Annotated in this window: 8 protein-coding genes and 1 pseudogene; 8 read left to right on the top strand and 1 reads right to left on the bottom strand. The window is 58.1% G+C overall.

What is annotated here, in order from left to right:
- The first annotated feature begins 136 nt into the window (after positions 1–136).
- The 3 genes and pseudogenes from ABIE48_RS24905 (at position 137) to ABIE48_RS24895 (ending at position 3,650) form a co-directional block, all read left to right on the top strand.
- Positions 137–1,068 (top strand): annotated as a pseudogene (locus tag ABIE48_RS24905) (ABC transporter permease).
- 15 nt (positions 1,069–1,083) lie between these two features.
- Positions 1,084–1,992, top strand: a complete 909-nt coding sequence (locus ABIE48_RS24900) for a carbohydrate ABC transporter permease (protein WP_076173532.1) — start codon at positions 1,084–1,086, stop codon at positions 1,990–1,992.
- Positions 1,993–2,042: 50 nt separating this feature from the next.
- The gene (locus ABIE48_RS24895; RefSeq protein WP_192717434.1) at positions 2,043–3,650 is read left to right on the top strand and encodes a type 2 periplasmic-binding domain-containing protein; all 1,608 of its coding nucleotides are present in this window, start codon (positions 2,043–2,045) and stop codon (positions 3,648–3,650) included.
- Positions 3,651–3,756: 106 nt separating this feature from the next.
- On the opposite strand, the gene ABIE48_RS24890 is transcribed toward ABIE48_RS24895, so the two are convergent.
- On the bottom strand, positions 3,757–6,057 hold the full coding sequence (locus ABIE48_RS24890) for a helix-turn-helix domain-containing protein (protein WP_192717433.1): 2,301 nt from the start codon (positions 6,055–6,057) through the stop codon (positions 3,757–3,759).
- A gap of 187 nt (positions 6,058–6,244) precedes the next feature.
- On the opposite strand from ABIE48_RS24890, the gene ABIE48_RS24885 reads away from it, so the two are divergent.
- The 5 genes from ABIE48_RS24885 to ABIE48_RS24865 all read left to right on the top strand — a co-directional run bounded on the left by ABIE48_RS24885 (position 6,245) and on the right by ABIE48_RS24865 (position 16,418).
- The gene (locus ABIE48_RS24885; RefSeq protein ID WP_192717432.1) at positions 6,245–7,633 is read left to right on the top strand and encodes an alpha-L-fucosidase; all 1,389 of its coding nucleotides are present in this window, start codon (positions 6,245–6,247) and stop codon (positions 7,631–7,633) included.
- An 83-nt stretch (positions 7,634–7,716) separates the two neighbouring features.
- Complete coding sequence (locus tag ABIE48_RS24880) at positions 7,717–9,003, top strand: alpha-L-fucosidase (protein WP_192717431.1); 1,287 nt, start codon at positions 7,717–7,719, stop codon at positions 9,001–9,003.
- Between the two features lie 192 nt (positions 9,004–9,195).
- Positions 9,196–10,515, top strand: coding sequence for a glycoside hydrolase family 125 protein (locus ABIE48_RS24875; RefSeq protein ID WP_145948796.1), 1,320 nt, complete (start codon positions 9,196–9,198; stop codon positions 10,513–10,515).
- Positions 10,512–13,649 (top strand): beta-galactosidase, encoded by a 3,138-nt coding sequence (locus ABIE48_RS24870; RefSeq protein ID WP_192717430.1) that lies wholly within the window; start codon positions 10,512–10,514, stop codon positions 13,647–13,649. The genes ABIE48_RS24875 and ABIE48_RS24870 overlap by 4 nt, the downstream gene beginning before the upstream one ends.
- A 12-nt stretch (positions 13,650–13,661) precedes the next feature.
- Complete coding sequence (locus ABIE48_RS24865; protein ID WP_192717429.1) at positions 13,662–16,418, top strand: alpha-mannosidase; 2,757 nt, start codon at positions 13,662–13,664, stop codon at positions 16,416–16,418.
- The last annotated feature ends 34 nt before the right edge of the window (positions 16,419–16,452 follow it).

The raw sequence follows: 16,452 nt of genomic DNA, 5'->3' as shown, positions 1-16,452 counted from the left end.
GGCTATCGTAAAAATGTAAGCGTTAGCACACCTGACATACTGTGGTAACGATGGGTGGAGCAAAAACCATTTATCAGGAAGGGGTGATCCTATGCAGGAAACCAATACGGCGTTTGCCGGCCGCCCGGCGGCGGCCATGCCGACAAAGAGAAAAGGCAAAGGTTTATGGAAGCGCATCATTATGAACTGGGAGCTGTACCTGTTTATTGCGCCGGCCTTTTTGTACTTTCTTATTTTCTGTTACGGGCCGATGTACGGCATCCAGATCGCGTTCAAGAACTTCATTCCGACAAAAGGAATCACGGGAAGCCCGTGGGTTGGCTTCGACCACTTCGTCCGCTTCTTTCATTCCTACTACTACTCTACTTCTGGGACCTGCTCTGGAACACGCTGAGCATCAGCTTGTACTCGCTGGTCGTCGGGTTTCCGATCCCGATCATTCTGGCGCTGGCCTTCAACGAAGTCCGAAACGGCTTCTTCAAGAAGTTGTCCCAGACGGTTACGTACGCGCCGCACTTTATTTCCATGGTCGTTATGGCGGGGATGATTATCACGTTCCTCTCGCCGTCGACGGGGATCGTCACCCACATGATCGAGGGGCTGGGCCTGAAATCACCGGACTTCCTTACCGACCCGCGCTGGTTTAAGACGATGTACGTCTTCTCGGACGTGTGGCAGAGCGCCGGCTGGGGCACGATCATCTATCTCGCCGCGCTCTCGGGCGTCGATCCGGGGCTGCATGAGGCGGCGATTATCGACGGGGCTTCGCGCTTCCAGCGCTTGCGGCACATCAACATCCCGGTGCTGGTGCCGACGATGACCATCCTGCTCATCCTGAATATGGGCAGCCTGCTCGGGGTCGGCTTTGAGAAAATCCTGCTGCTGCAAAACCCGCTGAACATGAGCTCATCGGACGTCATTTCCACCTTCGTCTACCGCTCGGGTCTCGTGGATGCGCAGTACAGCTTCTCGACCGCCATCGGCCTGTTTAACTCGGTCATCAATGCGGTATTGCTCATCGTTGTCAATCAGATCGTCCGCCGTACGAGCGAGAACAGTTTGTGGTAGAGAGGAGGGGCTTCGATGTTATCCGGAGTCAGAGAAACCCGGCGGGATAAAGTCTTTCTCGCCTTCAATTACCTGTATGTGTTTCTGGCGTTTCTAATCGTGTTCTACCCGCTGGTGTACATGGTCAGCGCCTCCATCAGTGATCCGAAAGCGGTCGGGTCGGGGGAGATGTGGCTGTGGCCGAAAGGCATTACGTTTGACGGCTACAAGCGGGTGTTCGAGAACACAAGCATCTGGACGGGGTACGGCAACACGATTTTGTACACCGTGGTCGGGACCGCGATCAACCTGCTCGTGACGCTGCCGGCGGCGTATGCGCTGAGCCGCAAGGACTTTGTCGGCCGCAACTTCTTTATGGGCATGTTCATGGTCACGATGTTTTTCGGGGGCGGCCTGGTGCCGACATACCTCCTGGTGAAGCAGCTGGGCATGGTCAACACGATGTGGGCGATCGTCATTCCGTCGGCCGCGTCGATCTGGAACATCATCGTCTCGCGGACGTTCTTCCAGAGCTCGATTCCGAAGGAGCTGCAGGAAGCGGCGCAGATCGACGGGTGTACGAACATGCGGCTGTTCGTGAAGATTATCCTGCCGCTGTCGATGCCGATCATCGCGGTCATGGCCCTGTTCTATGGGGTGGGCAACTGGAACAGCTACTTCTCGGCGCTCATTTACCTGAACGACTCGGCGAAATACCCGCTGCAGCTGGTGCTGCGCCAGATTCTGGTGCTGCAGGAAATGGCGGCACAGGGCGGAGGGGCGATCGACGCCTCCACGGCAGCTGCGATGAACAACAAGGCGGAAATCGCCGCCCTGGTGAAGTATTCCGTGATTATCGTCGCCACCATTCCGGTCATCGTCATTTATCCATTTCTCCAGCGTTACTTTGTGCAAGGTGTTATGATTGGTTCCGTAAAGGGCTGATCCTGCCTGCTTAGAATCGACATCAAGTCAAAAAGGGGAGTTTGTAAAACATGAAAAAGCTTCGCAAGGCGTCATCCATTCTGCTCTGCCTCACCGTATCCGCCAGCCTGCTGGCAGCCTGCGGTTCCAACGGCGACGGGGGTTCCTCCTCAGCTGCCGGATCTGCGGCCGAAGGGGTTAAAAAAGAAGGCTTTCCGATCGTGGACAAGCCGCTCACGCTAAAAGTGATGTCCCAGGACGCGGGCGTGGCCGATTGGAACAAAATGCCCGTGCTGCAAGAGATGGAGAAATTGACGGGCATCCACCTGGAATACCAGCTTTCGCCGATCGACAGCTTTGAGACGAAAAAGAACCTCGTATTCGCGAGCGGCGACTTGCCAGACATATTTTATGCGGCGGATTTGAAACCGGCGGAGCAGGTGACATACGGCAGTCAGGGCGTCCTGATCCCGCTCGAAAAGTATATCGATGAAGGCTATGCGCCGAACATCAAGAAAATTTTCGACGAGCAACCGGATATCCGCAAGTCGTTTACGACGCCTGACGGGCATATCTACGCGCTCCCGAACATCGATCTGTCGGCGGTGTGGTACCGCAGCCCGATGTGGTATAACGGCAAGTTCCTGAAGGCGTTGAACGTAACCGAGCTGCCGAAGACAACCGACGAGCTGTACACGCTGCTGAAACGCTTCAAGGACGAAGATCCGAACGGCAACGGCAAAAAGGACGAAATTCCGCTGACCTCGGTCAAGCTGGACGACCTGCGCATGTATTTCCTCGGCTTCTGGGGCATCTATGACGAAGTGATCTACGCCGACAAGGACGGCAAAGTGCATTATACGCCGCAAGAAGAGGGTTATAAGGGCTATCTGACCTTCATGAATAAACTGTGGAAGGAAGATCTTCTGGATCACGAGACGTTCTCGCAGACGCCGGATCAGAAGAAGGCCAAGGGGCAAAACAACCAGATCGGCGTGTTCAACGACTATTTCCCTTACTTCACGCTGGGCGGCGAGCCAAGCTCGGACAACCCGCTCATGACACCGGTCGCCAGCGAAATTCCGGGAACGCCGGTTTACGGCAAGCACCCGGGTATTTCGGCCAACGGCACGTTTGCGATTACGAGCAAGGACCCGAATCCGGAAGCGACGATGCGCTGGATCGACTACCAATACGGTTATGACGGAGCTACGCTGTTCAGTCAGGGACCGGAGAATACGTTGTGGAAATACAAAGATAAAGAAACCCATGAGAAAGAATGGCTCCCGGTACCGGGCGGCGGCGACCGTGAGGAATATCGCGGCACACTGACGCCGAACTACGGCATTCTTGCGCCGGGCATGAACTCTGCGGAATTGACCAAAGGACTGAAGAGCGACTTTGACCGCTTCATTGACAAAGAAAACGCAGAGAAGCTGACGCCGATCGGCAAAACGCCGTTCCCGAACGTCTATTTGACCAATGAAGAGCAGACGGAAGCGACGGCACTGCTGTCCGACCTGAACACCTATGTCAAGCAGATGGAAGCGAAGTTCGTGACCGGCCAGGAACCGCTCTCGAACTGGGACAAATATGTAGCGCAAATCAAAAAAATGGGAGGCGACCGGATCGCCGAGCTGTACCAGGGCGCTTACGACCGCTGGAACTCGGGCAAGTAACCGGATCATCCGCACCATGCAAAAGCAAATAGCCAACATCGCCCTGCTGCGCAAGCGGCAGGGGAGTTGGCTATTGCTTTAAGACGAAGCGGGAAGAGGCGCAGCCTTATTCGTCGTCCGGATCGGAAGAAGCGGGAGGCTGGCCGGTTTCGGAGAACAGCTTCCGGTACTGCCCCGGCGTGTAGCCGGTCTCCTTCTTGAACTTCCGCGTGAAGTTCGGGGTGTCCTGGTAGCCGACCCGCAGAATGATGTCCTTGAGCGGATCGCTGGTCGTCCGCAGCTGATGAATCACCTCTTCGAGGCGCTTCTGCCAGACGTACTGGATGAAGTTCAGCCCCATCTTTTCCTTGAACGACCGGCTGACGTGGGACGGCGAGATGTCGAATTCAAAAGCGACGCTCTCCAGACTCAGCGTATGGTCGGTGTAATGCCCGTCGATGTAAGCGACGATCCGGTCGATCATCGACTGCTCTTCCTTCTGGTTATTCCGCTCGACCTGGCTGCAGATCCGGGAAGCCAGGCTGAGCAGGCCGCGTTCGACTTCCTCGAGCGAGCTGCTGTACACCATGCCCGGAGGCACGTCCTGCAGCACGCTGTGAATGCCTAGCTCGGATGCCGTCTTGAGGATCGTGTTGAGCAGGTCGAAGCAGACGCAGCGCATCAGCATCGCCGATACCTCGGCCGCCTGCAGGTCCTGCAACGACGAGGAGACAATTTGGGCGGCAACGTCGTAGCTGCCCTGCTTCAAGCTCTGGGACAGCTTCATCAGCGTGTTGTTCGGCACCCAGGCCGTATGGTCCGGTGTGTAGGACAGCTTCTCGAAATACGTGACGCTGCCTTGGCCGGTAGTCGCCCGCAGCTCGAAAGCCGAGCAGGCTTCGATGAAGGACTGGTTCAGCTGGTCCGGGCTCGGATAGCTGGTGCCGACGCCGATCATCGGAAAGACGTCGAAGGATTCGAGCAGACAGCCGCGGACCGCCTCGACGATCTGGTGCATCCGGTTGAACTCCTCGGCGCCTTCTTCCGGATCGTAGCAGATGATGAGCCCCAGCTGGTCCAGCTGCGGAAGCTCCACGCCATAGCCGAGAGCTGCCAGCTCAGGGAATTCGATCTGGGTCAGCAGCCGGATCATTTCGGTACGGTCCTGCAGGTCGCTTTTCTCCTGTCCTGCCGGCTCCGACCCGATGACCATCACAAAGTACCGTGACCGGTCAAAATGAAGGTCGAACGCCTCCCGCAGCTCCGGCGACAGGCTCTGGGCGCTGCCGTACTTGAGCAGCATCGACAGGAAGTGGTTGCGGGCGAACGGCTCCTGCAAATCGATCCGCGAGCTGTATTCCTGAAGCGCGGTGCGGATCCGGTCCAGCTCGTTGCCGGACGGCGTCTTGCCGCTCTGCGGCCGCTTGGCCGGGGAGTTGGTGGAGGCAAACTCCACGAGCATCGAGATCGGCTGGTACTGCATGCGGGCAAGGAGCAGTGCGATGGCCGCGCCGACTAGGACGACAATGATGAACAGCATGATGATAAAACTCCGCACGTGCAGAACGCTGCTGAAAAATTGCGAGCTCGGCATGGCGGTAACGTAGGTCCAGCCGTTATTATCGGATTTGACCGAGACGATGGAATGCGCCTTGCCGTTAATGGTCCGTTCGTGAATGCCAGGGGACAGATTGATCAGCGACTTGGCCTCGCTTCCGGTGAGCGCTTCGCCTTGACGGTTGTCCACCAGAATGCGGCCTTCATTGTCGAGAATATACGTCAGCCCCTGATAGCTGCCGAGAATGGAATCGATCAGGCTGGTAAGCTCGGATTCCCGGATCAAATACATGACCGTTCCGTGCGGCGTCGGACTGTTGGGTGTAATCGGAATCAGGTACGCGAGCATCGTTTCTTTTAAACCGGAAGCGTTGCTGACCGTATCGGCGGGACGCATCTCCGGATACTGGCCCTCATTGAGATCCTTGAACATCCGGCTCTTGTCCCAGCTCTGGAAGCTGAACTTTTTGGCGAATACATCAAGATTGTACAGGCCGTTGCTGGAATAGATTTTCTCATCCTTATGAAAATAGAGGAAAATTTCGCCGATGATCGAGCTGGTTGCCTTGTACTGATCCAGTGCCTGAATGGCGTCTCCGCTCGTCAGCGGGTCATGGACCCGGTATTTCGTCAGTCTCTCGTCATAGGAGACACGGGAAGCGATTTCGCTGAGCTCCTTCATGCGCCCGTCAATGATCACTTTGGTCTGGGTCAGCTGATCCAGCCGGGAGTGCTCGATCTCGGAGCGGAGGTTCGTCACAGCGTTTTCATAAATAAAGATCGTCATGAGGATCAAGGGAATCAACAAGATAAACAAATAGGACCAGATATATTTCAAAAACAGCTTGGACTTGAAGTAATTTTTCTTCAACAATTCTGCCTCCCGTTAACCGTAATGCGTCTGATCAAGTTCCATGATACCAATATTTCGGGCTTTTGGACATAGAGAGAAAAACGAACGAAGTCGAAATATGAAGAATTTTGTTGATAGGAAGGCGTGGTTTAGCGGCGGGCAGCTCAATCAATGATAAAAAATCCGAATTAATGGAGGGTGTACGATGAGCGAAATCAAGCAGGTCCAGGAAGAACAGGAGTCCGTCGTCGTGGAAGGCGTCCACAATTACAGCAGTGAAGAGCATTGGGTGAAACCCGAGGACCCGCTGCTGCTGGAGCGCCTGGAATGGTTCAAAGACCAGAAACTGGGCTTGATGATGCACTGGGGGCCTTATTCCCAGCTCGGATTGGTGGAATCCTGGGCGCTGAGCGACGTGGATGAGGAATGGTCCAGAAACGAAATCGACTGGGACATCGATGCGGAGGAGCTGAAACGCGAGTATTTTGCCTTGAACAAAACGTTCAACCCGCTCCGTTTCCAGCCGGAGCTGTGGGCTGATCTGGCCGCCGATAACGGCTTTAAATATTTGAACTTTACGACCAAGCATCATGACGGGTTCTGCATGTGGGATACGAAGACGACCGACTACCGTATCACCGGGCCGGACTGCCCGTTCCATACGCACAAATACGCGGATATCACCAAGCAGCTGTTTAACGCTTTCCGGGAAAAAGGGCTCGGCATCTCCGCCTACTTCTCCAAGGCGGACTGGCACACCCCGTATTACTGGGCTCCCGGGATGAAGCCGGGAACGACGACATCCCGCGGGCCGACCTACGATCCGAAGGAATATCCGTGGCTGTGGGAGCAGTTCGTCCAGTTCACGCATGAACAGATCATGGAGCTCATGACGAATTACGGAAAGATCGACGTGCTGTGGCTGGATGCCGGCTGGGTCAACGACTATCGGGATCAAAACATTCGCCTTGGCGAAGTGGTTGAGCGGGCGCGGAAAATTCAGCCTTGGCTGCTGTCGGCGGACCGTACGGTAGGCGGACCTTACGAAAACTTGATCACGCCGGAACAGACGCTGCCCGAACGTGCGCTGAGCGTACCTTGGGAGAGCTGCATCACGATGGGATCGGCCTTCTCCTTCCGTTATGAGGACGACTACAAGACGGTCCGCCAGCTGATCCATCTGCTGGTTGAAATTGTTGCTAAGGGCGGCAATTTGGCGCTGAATGTGGGACCGCAGCCGGACGGACGGATTTCCAAAACAGCCATCTCCCGCATCAAGGGCATGGGCGCGTGGCTGAAGGTTCACGGCGAAGCCATTTATGGCACCCGCATTTGCGAGCCGTACTCGGTCGGCCGGGCGCAGTTCACCCAAAAAGGCGACACGAGCTACGCCTTTTACCTGTACCGGGACGAACACGAAGAGGTTCCAGCAGAGCTGCATCTGCCGCTGCAGCAGCCGTTCAGCCGGATCGATCTCGTCGGCGGAGCGGACAACCTGGAATTCCGGCGCACGGATGACGGCGTTGCCATCCGTCTTCCGGAGAAGGAACGCGAAGGGCTGGCGCCGATCGCGCACGTGTTCCGTATCCGCTAAGGCAGCGGGCAGGCGCGGCATAAGAGTTTAGATCCAAACACCGTCTACAAACAACCGAATACAACGCGAAAGGTGCGACCGATATGCAACCATGGTTTGAAAACGCAAAGCTGGGGATTTTTATCCACTACGGTATTTATGCCGTCGACGGAGTGGCCGAGTCCTGGTCATTCTACAACGGACATATTCCCTATGAACAATACATGAAGCAGCTGGACGGATTTACGGCGTCGAAATTCGATGCCGAAGCGTGGGCCGACTTGATCGAAAAGTCCGGCGCCAAATATGCGGTACTGACGACGAAGCATCATGACGGGGTAGCACTCTGGGACACGAAGTACAGTGATCTGAACGTCATTCAGAAAACACCGGCCAAGCGGGACATCGTTAAGGAGTACGCGGAGGCCATCCAGAAGCGCGGGATCCATCTGGGCATGTACTATTCCTTGATCGACTGGTCACACCCGGATTATCCGAGCGTCTATGAAGGGGGCAAAGTGCCGGAGGATTTGAGCACGGCCAACCGCTTCTCGAGCCCTCAGGACGGCGTTCAGGACGAAGAGCGCTGGCAAAAGTTCCTCGAGTTTAACAACAACCAGCTGCGGGAAATTTTGACGAACTACGGCAAGGTCCATCTGCTCTGGTTCGACGGGGACTGGGAGCGCAGCGCCGAGCAGTGGAACCTGCCGGCCTTTAAGGAATATTTGCACACGCTGAATCCGGACATCATCATCAATTCCCGTCTGCAGGGCCACGGCGATTACAAAACGCCGGAGCAGGGCATTCCGATCACGAGACCGGAGGGGCCGTGGGAGTTCTGCACGACGATCAACACGTCCTGGGGATACGTACCAACAGATAACAAATACAAGTCGCTGAACCAGATCATCCGCATGTTCTGTGACTGCATTTCGATGGGCGGCAACATGCTGCTTGATATCGGACCGAAGGAAGACGGCACGATCGACAAACGGCAGGAAGATATTTTGCTCGGATTGGGCGATTGGATCCGCACTCACGAAGAGGCGGTGTTCGGCACAGAGGAAGGCATCATGACCCGTTATTATCTCGGAGGCAGCACGGTGTCCAAGGACCGCAAAACGCTGTACTTGTTTGTCTATGACGATCCGAAGGAAAACGTCTGCCTCAAAGGGCTGTGCAACCCGATCAAGAAGATCACGGTGCTCCACTCGGGCAAAGAGCTCTCGCATGAAATTCACGGCGGGGTGCCGTGGTTCAACATTCCGGGAACGACATGGATTCACATGACCCCGGAGGACACCCATGAGCAGGTAACGGTGCTGAAGCTGGAGTTCGACGAAGAGCTGGAAATGTACGGCGGATCCGGCGCCGTCGTGACCCATAACTGAAGGATGGACCGGACGCTATAAGCGGACTAAGCGGACGATCACGGGGAGGAACGCCTTGCACTTTTCACGGCGGGGCCTCCCCCTCTTTCGGGTAAACGGACAGGATTCGGGGGCCAAAGGTAATAATGGCTTGCCGCATCGTCTTAGGATCAGCCCGGAGCTTATGACCACGTATACAAAAGGAGATCAAGAATGGAACAATTCAGATTGCCTCAAATCAACATGCCGCGGATGGAACTTCCGGCTTCCATTCAGAACGTGCTGGCCGAAGCGGAAGAGAAGCTGGCGCACCGGCCCAAGCTGCTGCAGCTGTTCAAGAACTGTTTTCCGAACACGCTGGAAACGACCACAAAGCTGATGGATGACGGAACCACCTTTGTCATTACCGGGGATATTCCCGCGTCCTGGCTCCGCGATTCCGTGGAGCAGGTTATGCATTACGTGCCTTTCGCCAAAGAGGATGCCGCGCTGCAGCGGGTTATCGGCGGGCTGGTCAAGCGGCACATTCAGTACATACATATCGATCCGTACGCGAACGCGTTTAACGAGTCGGCGAACGACTGGCACTGGAACAAGGCCGACGTGACCGATATGGGCCCTTGGGTGTGGGAGCGCAAGTTCGAGATCGACTCCCTGTGCTTCTCCATGCGGCTCGCCTATGCGTACTGGAAGGAAACCGGGCTGACGGACATTTTCGACGCAGGATTCAAATCGGCGATGCGGATCATTTACGAGCTGTTCCGGACCGAGCAGCGTCATATGGAACAGTCGCCGTACCGTTTTATGCGCAATAACGGCATCCGGCAGGATACGCTGGCAAACGGAGGGCTCGGCATGCCGGTCAACTATACGGGCATGGTCTGGTCCGGCTTCCGCTCCAGCGACGACGCGTGCGACTTTCATTACAACATTCCGGGCAATATGTTCGCCGTGGTTGCGCTGCGCCACATGCAGGAGTTCGCCGAATGGGTGTTCCGCGATACGGGCTTCCTGCAGGAGCTGAAGGCGCTTGAGGAAGATATCCATCACGGCATCCAGCTCTACGGCATCTACCGCCATCCGGAATTCGGACCGATTTACGCGTACGAGACCGACGGGTTCGGCAACTACTGTCTGATGGACGACGCGGGTACTCCGGGTCTGCTGTCTATTCCTTATCTGGGCTATGTCACAGCCGATGATCCGATCTATCAAAACACAAGACGCTTTGCGCTCTCCAAAGCCAATCCGTTCTACTTCGAAGGCCGGGCGGCAAAGGGCATCGGCAGCCCGCATACGCCGGAAGGCTATGTGTGGCATATGGCTTTGTCCATGCAGGGACTGACAGCGGTCACGAAGGAAGAAAAGCTGGAGATGATCGCGACGCTGGAGGCGACGGACGCGGGAACGGGCTATATGCATGAGGGATTCCTTGCCGACGATCCAGCCGTATATACGAGATCGTGGTTTGCCTGGTCGAACAGCCTCTTCTCGCAGCTGGTCTATCAAGCGATGAAAGAAGGGATTCTATGAGCCGGCCGGTCATCATTTTCTGCGATTCCTCGTTTCCTGGAGCATCGCTTCCTCCAGCCGCACAGCATGAAGAGCTGCGGCGGATCGGTAAAGTGGCCGATGCCAAAGGTCTTGCCGAAGCGCTGCGGACTGCTGAGGAAGGATGCTTCGTAAACCTGCACGCGCCGTATTTTCCAAAAGATGCATGGGCGGACATTGCGGCGTTTCTAAGACGCGGCGGCGGGCTCGTCAGCGCCGGCGGGGCTCCGTTCCGGCGGCCGGTCCGGCTTGAGGATGGGGCATGGAAGGCGGAGGCGGAGCAGACCGCTTACCACCGGGAGCTGTACATTCATGAAATGCTGCATGTGGACGCCGGACCGGTCGCGAGTCTGCGGGCTTCGGAGCAGATCCCGCTTCTGGCCGGACAGGAGCAGCTGTTTGGCATCAGCGACACGCTGAACCTGGTGCCGCACACGACCCGGAACGCCGATCTGCCGCACCAGATGGGCTCCGCTGGCACGATGAGCACGCAGGTGCATGCGCTGCTGACCGGCGTATCCGCCGACGGCCGCGAGGTAGCCGCTCCGGTGGTGCTGTGGGAGAACTCGCGCGGTGATTATGCCGGTTCACGCTGGCTGTTCGTGAACGTGCCGCTCACCTCCGCGTTCTGGAGTCAGGGCGGGGTAGAGGCGCTGCGCACCTGGACCGAGTTTGCCTCGCGTCCGGTCACCGAGCTGTCGCTGAAAACCAACTACGCCTCCTACGAGCCGGGCGATCACGCGGTCTTGACGCTGCAAACGCAGCGGATCTTTCCGAAGCGGGCCGCGGTTCGCGATGCTGAGTGTTGGACGTTCGCCCTTACGGTAGAGGAGGACGAAGGGGACCAGAAGTGGGAGCACCAGTTCACGACGGGCGTTACGGGCGAGCTGGACTTCGTCCGGATATCCGTGCCGCTTGCGCTTCGCGCCGGGCTGTACCGGGTGGAATGCACCGCTACGTCGGAAGACGGCGAAGTACGCGTGCTGCGTCAAGGCTTCTGGGGGCATGACGCACAGCTGCTTCAGGAAGGAAGCCTCTTGACCCGCGGGCGAGACTATTTCGTCAAGGACGGCCGGCCGCTGCCGATCGTCGGCATGACGTATATGGCGTCCGATGTGGCCCGGAAGTTCCTGTTCCTGCCGAACAGCGACGTGTGGGACCGGGACATGGCCCAAATGGCGGCGGCTGGCATCAACTGGATCCGTACCGGGGTGTGGACCGCCTACCGCAACATCATGCAGGTCGACGGCCATGCCTCGGAGGAGGTGCTGCGGGCGATCGACGCCTTTATCCTGACGGCGAAGAAGCATGGACTTCACGTCACCTTCACCTTCTTCTCCTTCACGCCGGAGACGTGGGAAGGGGTCAATCCTTATCTGGATCCGCAGAGCGTGGAGGCCCAGAAGCGGTATATCCGCTCCATCGTCTCCCGCCACCGTCACACGACGAACGTGGACTGGGACCTGATCAACGAACCATCGATGTTTGACCCGGCGCGTATTTTCTCGGCTGGACCGCGATCCTCGCATGACCGCTATGAACGGGCGGCCTTTGCGGAGTGGCTGGAGCGGCGCCACGGCCAAATCGAGCAGCTGCAGGAGCGGTGGAATATGACGCCGGAGCAGCTGCCGGACTTTGCGGCCGCTGCAATTCCGGAGCCGCAGGAGATCAACTTTGATGTGCAGGATATGCATTCAGGCAAGAAGGGGACGCGCTGGCTGGATTACTGCTTGTTCTCGATGGACATGCATAACCGTTGGGCCCAGCAGCTGTATGACACGATCAAGGAGCTGTGTCCGGATCAGCTGGTCACTGTCGGCCAGGACGAGGCGCTCGGCTCGCAGCGGCCGTCGCCGTTCTTTTACCGCGAGGCAGCAGACTATACGACGGTGCATTCGTGGTGGCAGAACGACGATCTGGTCTGGGACGGAATCTTTGCCAAGACGGCAGACAAGCCGAATGTCGTTCAGGAGACGGGGATCATGTACGTCGAGACGGCCGAAGGGCTGGCCAAGCGGAGCGAGCGGGAGCTGCGCAGCATGCTGGAGCGAAAGTACGCCTATTCGTTCTCGACGGGCGGCGCGGGAGCGATCCACTGGATCTGGAACACGAACTTCTATATGGATAATGCGAACGAATCGCATATCGGTGCCCTGCGGGCCGACGGCACGGAGAAGCCGGAGACGGACGTCTCGTACGAGTTCGGCCGGTTTATGGCCGGAATCCGCGACCTGTTCCGCGACCGCGAACTGGAGGATATCGCGGCGGTGTTCCCGTACTCGAACGACTTCTCGAACCGGAAGTTTGCGAATGAGGCGACGCGCCTGATGACGCGCGTGCTGTCCTATCAGCTGAAGCTGCCGCTGCGGGCCGTGTCCGAATACGACCTGGAGCCGCTGGCGGAGCATCCGGCCAAGCTGATTCTGCTGCCAAGCCCGCACAATATCGAGGACGCGGCTTGGGCGAGGCTGCTTGAGATCGTCCGGAGCACGGGAGCAGTGCTGCTCGTGACCGGGCCGCTCTCGATCGACGCGTACTGGCGGCAGACGGAGCGGGCGGCGGATCTGCTAGGCGCCACGGAGATCCGCAACGTACGGCGCGAGGAGACGCTGAGCCTTCAGGGCAAACGGCTGCCGGTTTCCTTCGGGAAGCGGCGCATCGCTGAGGTGAACAAAGAGGTGCTGGCGTCGGGCGACAGCCAGGCCGGATCGGGAACGCCTGCCGCCGACGCGGTGACCGACATCCCGCTGGGCGCGGGCAGATTGATCTGGAGCCCGCTGCCGGTTGAGCTGAACGAACGGATTGACACCACGGCCGAGCTGTACCGCTATGCGGCGGAGGCGGCCGGATGCGCCAGCGGCCTGACCTGGCTGCAGGGCGGGGACAACCCGGGGATTTACGGGCGCAGACTGCGGTTTTTCGAAGGCTTTTTATACATTTTCGTATCGGAATATGCGTGGAATGCCCAGATTGAAGTGCGGGACGACGATACCGGAGCCGTCTATGCGTTCGAACTGGAGCAGGAGCGGTCGGTGCTGTTTGCGGCCGATGCGGAAGGACGAATACAGGCGGTGTACCGCCCGCACGAGGTTCAGATTCAAGTCAAGAAAAGCTAGGAGGAAGAACACATGCCAAACCGCAAAACGGCTCATATCGTATCCCACACCCATTGGGACCGGGAATGGTATCTGCCCTTTGAGAAGCATCATGTCCGTCTGATAAAACTGATGGATGCGCTGCTGGACAAGCTGGATGAGGACCCGGAATACCGCAGCTTTTTCCTGGACGGCCAGACGATCATCCTGGAGGATTACCTGCAGGTCCGGCCGCAGCAGCAGGCGCGGCTTGAGAAGCATATCTCGGACGGCCGCATCCTGATCGGGCCCTGGTACATCCTGCAGGACGCGTTTCTGACGAGCAGCGAGGCCAATGTGCGCAACATGCTGATCGGGCACAAGGACGCCAAGCGCTACGGCCAGCCGGCCAAAATAGGCTACTTTCCCGACACCTTCGGGCTTGCTGGACAAACACCCCAGCTGATGCGGCAGTCCGGCATCCATAACGCCTTCTTCGGACGGGGCGTGAAGCCTACTGGTTTTAACAACACGGTCGCCGACGGCGATTACGAATCCTCCTTCTCCGAGCTGGAGTGGGAGGGGCCGGACGGCTCCAAGGTGCTCGGCATCCTGTTCGCCAACTGGTATTCGAACGGGAATGAGGTGCCTGCGGATCCGGGCGAGGCGAAAGAATACTGGCAGCGCAAGCTGGCGGACGCCGCCAAGTACGCTTCCACCGGGGAGCTGCTGTTCATGAACGGCTGTGACCACCAGCCGATCCAGCTCGATCTGCCGAAGGCGATCCGCACGGCGCGCGAACTGTTCCCGGATACGGACTTCGTCCATTCCAATTTTATCGATTACTTGGCGGCCCTCGAATCCTCGCTGGACCGTGAATTGTCCTCGGTCCGGGGCGAGCTGCGCAGCCAGCGGACGGACGGCTGGGGGACGCTCGTCAATACCGCTTCCTCCCGTGTCTACCTGAAGCAGTTGAATCAGCGGGGCCAGGCGATGCTCGAGAAGGTGGCCGAGCCGCTTGCAGCTTATGCCAGCCTGCTCGGTGCGGTGTATCCGCATGATCTCCTGCAGTACGCCTGGAAGACGCTGATGCAGAACCATCCGCATGACAGCATCTGCGGCTGCAGTGTGGACGAAGTGCACCGCGAGATGGTCACCCGCTTCGAGAAAAGCCGGCACGTCGCCGAAGCGGTTGCGGACGACAGCCTGCAGTCTATTGCAGAACATATCGACACTACCGGCTTTGCGGCGTTCGGGCCGGATGCTGTTCCGTTCACCGTCTTTAATACGACCGGCGGCACGCGGAACGGCACGGTCAGCGTCGAAGTCGACGTGCTCCGCCATTATTTCCGGGAAGGCATTCCGTTCGGCGAAATGAAATCGCGGGTGAAGCAGCTCGAGCTGGCGGACCGAATCGTGGTGGACAGCGAGGGGCGGGAGGTGGACTGCACGATCACCGACCTGGGGCTGCAGTTCGGATACGATTTGCCAGACGACAAGTTCCGGCAGCCTTATTTTGCCCGAAAGGTCCGGGTGGAGCTGGAGGCGCAGGACGTTCCCGCGAACGGTTTCAGCACCTACGCGGTTGTCCGCTCGGCTTCCCATGCCGCTGCATCGGCGGAACGGTCCACGCTTGTCACCGGGGACCGAACCATGGAAAACGAATACGTGTCGGTTAGCATTGAAAACGACGGGGCGGTGACGCTGACGGACAAAGCGAGTGGCCAGATTTACTCTAATTTGTGCGTTTACGAGGACAGCGGGGACATCGGCAATGAATACATGTACCGCCAGCCGGACGGGGAACCCCCGCTGACGACCCGGAATACAGCAGCCGAGATTACGATTCTGGCCGACAAGCCTTACGAGGCGTCCTTCCGGGTCGTTCATGCCTGGGACATCCCGAAGGGAGCGGAGGAGAAGCTTGCGCAGGAGCAGCAGGAGCTGGTATGGTTCACCGGCCGATCTTCCGGCCGCTCCAAGGAGACCGTCCGGATCGTCATCGAGACGACCTTGACGCTGGAGAAAGGATCACGCGGTTTGAAGGTATCCTCCCGCTTCCATAACCAAGCCAAGGATCACCGGCTGCGGATGCTGTTCCCGACCGGCCTTGCCAGCAACGTTCACCAAGCGGATTCCATGTTCGAGGTCGTGACCCGCGGCAACGAGCCGTCCGCCGAATGGACCAACCCGAGCTACTGCCACCACCAGCAGGCTTTTGCCAGCATCCAGGATGGGCGGACGGGACTCACGGTCGCGAACCTGGGCTTGAACGAATACGAAGTGCTGCAGGATGGACAGAACACGATTGCGGTGACGCTGCTGCGTTCCGTCGGCGAGCTGGGCGACTGGGGCGTATTCCCGACGCCGGAGGCGCAGTGCCTGGGCGAAGCCTATGCCGAGCTGATGATCATCCCGCACGGTCTTGCGAAACCTGAGGCTGCGTATAACGAAGCCTATCAGTTCCAGGTACCGTGGACGGGCGTACAGGTCGGCCTGCATGCGGGCAGCCTCCCGCCGGTTTATCAATGGTTCGGCTGGCACGGAGAAGGAATAGCACAGTCCGCGGTGAAAAGAAGTGAGGAGACAGGAGACCTCATCTTCCGCTGGTACAATTTGACCTCGAGCGGCAGCGAGCTTGCCGTAAGGCCGACATTTGCGTATCGCCAGGCATATCGAAGCAATATTCTGGAAGAGCGGCAGGATGCGGTGGAAGCGGTGCAGCCCGGAGAGGCGCTCCGCGTAGCGGCCGGGCCGGCCGAGATTGTGACGCTGGCCTTGGAGATTGCGGATACCGGCAATATAGGTTAACGATCGATGCAGAACGAATAACGGAGGGAATCGC

This window comes from Paenibacillus sp. OAE614, assembly GCF_040546645.1.
In the GTDB taxonomy this organism is placed as follows: domain Bacteria; phylum Bacillota; class Bacilli; order Paenibacillales; family Paenibacillaceae; genus Paenibacillus_AQ; species Paenibacillus_AQ favisporus.
The sequence above is the reverse complement of the archived record's forward strand: the minus strand, read 5'-3'. Positions and strand labels throughout refer to the sequence as shown.

Coding starts and splice junctions, on each gene's coding strand:
- ABIE48_RS24900 (WP_076173532.1), top strand. CDS start 1,084: ATGTTATCCGGAGTCAGAGAAACCCGGCGGGATAAAGTCTTTCTCGCC.
- ABIE48_RS24895 (WP_192717434.1), top strand. CDS start 2,043: ATGAAAAAGCTTCGCAAGGCGTCATCCATTCTGCTCTGCCTCACCGTA.
- ABIE48_RS24885 (WP_192717432.1), top strand. CDS start 6,245: ATGAGCGAAATCAAGCAGGTCCAGGAAGAACAGGAGTCCGTCGTCGTG.
- ABIE48_RS24880 (WP_192717431.1), top strand. CDS start 7,717: ATGCAACCATGGTTTGAAAACGCAAAGCTGGGGATTTTTATCCACTAC.
- ABIE48_RS24875 (WP_145948796.1), top strand. CDS start 9,196: ATGGAACAATTCAGATTGCCTCAAATCAACATGCCGCGGATGGAACTT.
- ABIE48_RS24870 (WP_192717430.1), top strand. CDS start 10,512: ATGAGCCGGCCGGTCATCATTTTCTGCGATTCCTCGTTTCCTGGAGCA.
- ABIE48_RS24865 (WP_192717429.1), top strand. CDS start 13,662: ATGCCAAACCGCAAAACGGCTCATATCGTATCCCACACCCATTGGGAC.